This is a genomic window from Streptosporangium sp. NPDC006013 (assembly GCF_040614275.1).
In the GTDB taxonomy this organism is placed as follows: Bacteria; Actinomycetota; Actinomycetes; order Streptosporangiales; family Streptosporangiaceae; genus Streptosporangium.
On sequence record NZ_JBEXUE010000670.1, the window covers coordinates 1 to 4,388 of the forward strand.

Here is a 4,388-nt window from a genome sequence, read left to right on the forward strand (position 1 = left end):
GTCGGCGTAGATGACGGTGCGCAGGGGTGCATGGAGCATGACCGACGGGCTCAGCCGCATCGGCTGAGCGCGCCCGCTATCACGGACCCGGCGGAGCCGGAACGGCCGGCCGGTCCGATCTCATCTGGCGAGTTCGACAGCGAATGCTCAGGGGGTCGGGGTCGGGCTGGGGGGCACGGTGTCCGTCACCGTGGGAGTCGGCTCGGGCGTTGGCACGGCCGGGGTCTCCGTGGGCACCGTCGGAGCGTCCGTCGGCACCGTCGGGGCGTCCGTGGGCGTCGGGAGTGGCGGAGCGGTGGGAGTCTCGACGGGCGGGGTGGGGCAGGGGGTGGGGGTGGGGGTGCGCCACCTGCCATCCGGCCGCCACTGCCTGGGGAGCCACCAGCCGTCACCGCGCCAGAACCTCTTACTGGGCCGCGACAGGTCGAAGACGTAGGCGGCGGTCGCCGTCTCGCCCTGGGTCGTGGCGGTCACCGACACCCAGTCGCCCTGCCTGACCTCGTTGCCCCGCCGGCCCGCGAGGGTCCGGGTGGAGTCGTCGATCGCGTACGCCTTCTCGAAGCCGTCCTGGCTTCTCACCGTGATCGAGTCCTCCGTCAGGGCGATCGCCGCCCCCGTCTGGGCGAACACCGTGAAGCCGCAGCCGTCCTCCGCGGGCAGGACGAACTCGCCGTGCAGCGCGCCGGGGAATGCGATCAGGGGCACCTGCGGCGCCGTGGTGGCGGTGGGCGTGGGAGTCGGGGTGACCGTCTCGCTGGGAGCCGGCGTCTCCGCCCCTGTCGGCGAGCTCGTCGGGGCCCCTGTCGGCGATCCCGTCGGCGATCCCGTCGGGGCGGGCGGCGGCGGTCCCGCCGACGCCGCGGACACGCCGACGCCGCCCGAGGCCGCCAGCACGACGGCGGTGGCGAAGACCAGTGGACGCGAAACGCGCCGGTGTGGTCCGCCCGCTCCGCTCGACAGGGCCCCGTTGGGCCTGTCAGGGTTTGTTAGCGTCACCTTGTCCTCCATCTGGCTTGATCCGGAACCAGCGGCGGCGTCCAAGGGGTGCTTCCGCCTGCCGCCGAGACGGAGGACCACTGCCCGGCCGTGATCCTCCGTCGATGGGCGCGGGGAAGACTGCCCGCTTCTATCCCCCCCATGCCGACAGAACAGTCACTCAACGCCCGAATCCGGATATTCCTCCAGGTCACCGTGGCATTTCGCGGATCAAACAAATCGGCCGTGGCCGCGCCTCGCCGGAAGGGGTCGCCGAGGCTCCCGAAGGGGAATCCTCACATACCACCCCAAACCAGGACTCTCCCCCGGCACCCCCGAGCGCGGACGGAGCACGGAGACGCGTCACCTTTCCCCACGTAGGGTATATTTCGGTTATTAGCTAATAAGGGAACAAGCTGTGAATCGGGTCTACGAGGCGCTCGCGCATCCGACTCGCCGCCAGATTCTCGCGCTGCTCCGGCAGTGCGACCGGTCGGCGGGCGAGATCGCCGATCACTTCGACATTTCCAAACCCACCCTGTCCGGCCACCTCCGCCTGCTCCGCGAGGCCGGTCTGGTCTACGGCGAGCGCAGGGGAACCTCGATCATCTACCACCTGCACGTGTCCCTGCTGGAGGAGTCCCTGGGCGCGCTGCTCGATCTGTTCAAGATCGGAGACGCCAGGCCACCCGATCCCGTCCAGCCCTCATCGCCCCCCCGCCACGACCACGAATGAGAGGGACATCGATGACCGAGAACATCACCGACGACAGGACCGTGAACCCGCGTCCCGGGCTGATCGGCGGCGCCGTGGCGCTGCTCGTCTCGGCGGGCGTCTCGATCTGGGGTTGGACGCAGATTCCCGACGACGCCCTGCTGCCGGTGCACTGGGGTCCTTCCGGTGAGGCCGACCGGTTCGCGGGCAAGGTCGAGGCGCTGGGCCTGCTCCCGCTGATCATGCTGGGACTCTGCGTGATGTTCGTCGTGCTGCCGCGCCTGCTCCCCCGCCAGGGGAACATGGCGAATTCGGCCCACGTCTACACCGCGGCCTGGATCGGCTCGCTCGCCCTGCTCACCGGCATCCACACGGTCAGCATCGTCAACGCCACGGGTGGCGAACTCCCCGTCGTCCGGTTCGTCATCGCCGGGACGGGGGCGCTCTTCCTGGTGCTGGGCAACTACCTGCCCAAGAGCCGCAGCAACTGGGCCGTGGGGGTGCGCACTCCCTGGACGATGGAGAGCGAGCGCTCCTGGCAGCGCACCCAGCGGCTGGCCGGCCGGCTTTTCGCCGCCCTCGGCGTGATCCTGCTCGTCGCCGCGTTCCTGCTGCCGATTCCCGCGCTGTTCCCGATCGTGCTCGTCGGGGCGGTCATCGCGAGCCTCATCCCGCTGGTCTACTCATGGTGGATCTGGCGTGCCGAGCAGGGTGGATCGGCGGACACCGGAAGGTAGGGTCGCCCCGCGCATCGGCGGGGACGGCAGGGGCCGGTCAGGAGTAGGCGGCGACCATGCCGACGACGACACCGGCGAGCGAGAGCGTGGTGAGCACGGAGCCGAAGACGACCGCGGCACGCCTGCCACGCCGCACCCTGGAGACGTAGAGGAGCACGTACGGCAGGAAGGCGAACACTCCGACACCGAGGAGCGGCATGGTCAGCGCGGCCAGGATGCCCGAGGTACCGGTCGCGACGGCACGGTCGCCCTCGGGAGTGAGCTGTGCCCGCCTGACGTCACCGGCTGTGGAGTCGGGCGAGGCGTCGACCGGGATCGCGGCGCCACCGCCGTCGGGCGCGAAGCTGCCCTTGCAGTCGTAGCGGCCCTTGCCCAACTCCTCGCACGAGATGACCGTGAGGGTGCCAGGGGTGCCGACGGAGCCGGTCGCGAGCTTGAGGCCGGAGACCGCGAACACGAAGGGCGACACTCCCAGCCCCACCCAGAGGAGGAGCAGGAACGCCATGCCGACCCGCCCCGGCGTGCGGCCGGGGCCGGGGGTCGGCACCGGCTGGAAGGCGTTCACCACGTCGTCGAATGCGTTGCTCATGCGAACAGGTTGGAGCATGCCACTTGTGAATTACCTGCTCATGACTTGTAGAGGATGCTCATGATTCGCGCACTTTGTCCCGGTGAGCGATGGCCTCGGCGCGGCATCCGGGGCCGCGAACCCGCCCCCCGTTACGTGCGCGTGTGCGCCATCGCCCTCATGACTCGCGCCGGGCCGCCCGCTCCTCCGCCTCCTCGGCGTCGAGCTTGTCCGCCTCCTCGGGAGTGGGGGCGGTACCGCCGAGGTGACGGGGCTGCCACCAGACGCCCTTCGGGATCTCCGGGTAGCCCTGCTGCGCCTGATCGAGCATCTCGCTCATCCGCCCGCGCAGGTCGGCGGTGACCGCGTCGTAGTCGTCGCCGCGCTTGGGGTGCATGGGCTCGCCGACCACGATCGTGATCGGCACGTGCCGCTGCAACAGCTTCTTGGGGTGGCCCTTGGTCCACAGCCGCTGGGTGCCCCACAGGGAGACCGGGATCATCGGCACCTTGGCGCCGACGGCCATCCGGACCGCGCCGTTCTTGATCTCCTTGACCGTGAAGGACCGGCTGATCGTGGCCTCGGCGAACACGCCGACGACCTCTCCCTCCCTGAGCGCCTTCAGCGCCGCGCCGAACGCGGCGGCGCCCGCCGCGCGGTCGACCGGGATGTGGTGCATGCCGCGCATCAGCGGGCCGGAGATCTTGTGGTCGAAGACCTCCTTCTTCGCCATGAAACGCACCAGGCGCTTTGAGGGGCGCGCGGCCAGGCCGGCGAAGATGAAGTCGAGATAGCTGATGTGGTTGCTGACCAGCACGGCTCCGCCGGTCCGCGGGATACGCTCGGCTCCCTCGATCCGGATCTTGAGGTCCAGCGCGCGGAACAGGGTCAACGCCGCCCCGATGACCGGGGGGTACACGATCTCAGCCATGGCTGAACCGTACCTCAGCCGCTCCCCCCTCCCACACCCGCGAAAGGCTCAGTGTCCCCGGAACGCCTCCTCCAGCCACCACGAGCCCCGCGCACGGCTGACGTGGGCGTGGATCAGCAGGGGCCGTTCCCTGGCTCCGCCCAGCCAGCGGGCCACCTCGGCGAGATCGGACCTGTCCCTTACCGTGACGGCCTCGCAGCCGAAGCCGCGGGCGATGGCGGCGATGTCCGTGGGCGGGAAGGTCACCGTGTCCAGAGGGTGGCCGTCCGGGCCGAAGTGGTGCACCTCGGCGCCGTAGCCGTCGTCGTCGTACACGACGATCACCATCGGGAGACCGAGCCGCACGACGGTCTCCAGTTCGGCGACGCCCATCAGCGCGCCGCCGTCGCCCAGCGCGGCCACCGGGAGCCTGTCCGGCTGGGCCAGGGCGGCACCGATCGCGGTGGCCAGGCCGAGACCGAC

6 protein-coding genes are annotated in these 4,388 nt (G+C 70.4%); 2 read left to right on the top strand and 4 right to left on the bottom strand.

Annotated elements, in window-relative coordinates; genetic code table 11:
* Nucleotides 1-147: 147 nt before the first annotated feature.
* The gene (locus tag ABZ260_RS47480) at nt 148-996 is read right to left on the bottom strand and encodes a hypothetical protein (protein ID WP_355631581.1); all 849 of its coding nucleotides are present in this window, start codon (nt 994-996) and stop codon (nt 148-150) included.
* A gap of 397 nt (nt 997-1,393) precedes the next feature.
* Here ABZ260_RS47480 and ABZ260_RS47485 point away from each other — a divergent pair, with 397 nt between their 5' ends.
* Nucleotides 1,394-1,711, top strand: coding sequence for an autorepressor SdpR family transcription factor (locus tag ABZ260_RS47485; RefSeq protein ID WP_355549267.1), 318 nt, complete (start codon nt 1,394-1,396; stop codon nt 1,709-1,711).
* An 11-nt stretch (nt 1,712-1,722) separates the two neighbouring features.
* A complete protein-coding gene (locus ABZ260_RS47490; RefSeq protein ID WP_355631583.1) occupies nt 1,723-2,427 on the top strand; it encodes an SdpI family protein in 705 nt (234 codons plus the stop codon).
* A 37-nt stretch (nt 2,428-2,464) separates the two neighbouring features.
* On the opposite strand, the gene ABZ260_RS47495 is transcribed toward ABZ260_RS47490, so the two are convergent.
* The 3 genes from ABZ260_RS47495 to ABZ260_RS47505 form a co-directional block, all read right to left on the bottom strand.
* The gene (locus tag ABZ260_RS47495) at nt 2,465-3,016 is read right to left on the bottom strand and encodes a hypothetical protein (RefSeq protein WP_355631586.1); all 552 of its coding nucleotides are present in this window, start codon (nt 3,014-3,016) and stop codon (nt 2,465-2,467) included.
* A gap of 157 nt (nt 3,017-3,173) precedes the next feature.
* Nucleotides 3,174-3,926: a lysophospholipid acyltransferase family protein gene (locus tag ABZ260_RS47500; RefSeq protein WP_355631589.1), complete on the bottom strand. Its 753-nt coding sequence runs from the start codon at nt 3,924-3,926 to the stop codon at nt 3,174-3,176.
* Between the two features lie 48 nt (nt 3,927-3,974).
* Nucleotides 3,975-4,388 (bottom strand): thiamine pyrophosphate-dependent enzyme (locus ABZ260_RS47505; protein ID WP_355631592.1); only part of this gene is annotated, 414 nt, incomplete at its 5' end.